The organism is Brevibacillus sp. LEMMJ03 (assembly GCF_007197875.1).
GTDB classification, from domain to species: Bacteria; Bacillota; Bacilli; order Brevibacillales; family Brevibacillaceae; genus Brevibacillus; species Brevibacillus thermoruber.
Genome location: NZ_VKJN01000090.1, coordinates 1 through 422 on the forward strand (window position 1 = coordinate 1; position 422 = coordinate 422).

General features: G+C 58.5%; 4 tRNA genes. All 4 read right to left on the reverse strand.

Going from position 1 to position 422, the window contains the following annotated elements:
* Position 1 precedes the first annotated feature (1 nt).
* The 4 genes from FOI68_RS22925 to FOI68_RS22940 all read right to left on the reverse strand — a co-directional run bounded on the left by FOI68_RS22925 (position 2) and on the right by FOI68_RS22940 (position 422).
* Positions 2-78: transfer RNA gene (locus FOI68_RS22925), tRNA-Asp, on the reverse strand.
* A gap of 5 nt (positions 79-83) precedes the next feature.
* A tRNA-Met gene (locus FOI68_RS22930) sits at positions 84-160 on the reverse strand.
* A 21-nt stretch (positions 161-181) separates the two neighbouring features.
* Positions 182-257: transfer RNA gene (locus FOI68_RS22935), tRNA-Val, on the reverse strand.
* A gap of 88 nt (positions 258-345) precedes the next feature.
* Positions 346-422: transfer RNA gene (locus tag FOI68_RS22940), tRNA-Glu, on the reverse strand.

Below are 422 nucleotides of genomic sequence, written 5' to 3' on the forward strand. Positions count from 1 at the left end.
CTGGCGGAGCTGACGGGACTCGAACCCGCGACCTCCGGTGTGACAGACCGGCGTGAACTCCAGCTTCACCACAGCTCCATATTTGGTTGCGGGAGCAGGATTTGAACCTGCGACCTTCGGGTTATGAGCCCGACGAGCTACCGGACTGCTCCATCCCGCGACGATAATCATTCTGCAGTAATGGTGGAGGCTGACGGGATCGAACCGCCGACCCTCTGCTTGTAAGGCAGATGCTCTCCCAGCTGAGCTAAGCCTCCACGTCTCCCCGCAAAGCGAACCGGTGCTTCCAGACAAACTCCGATTCCTTTGCGGGCCCGGATCCCATGATCCAGGTACGTATTGCTATGGTGACCCGTAGGGGATTCGAACCCCTGTATGACAGCGTGAAAGGCTGCTGTGTTAAACCACTTCACCAACGGGCC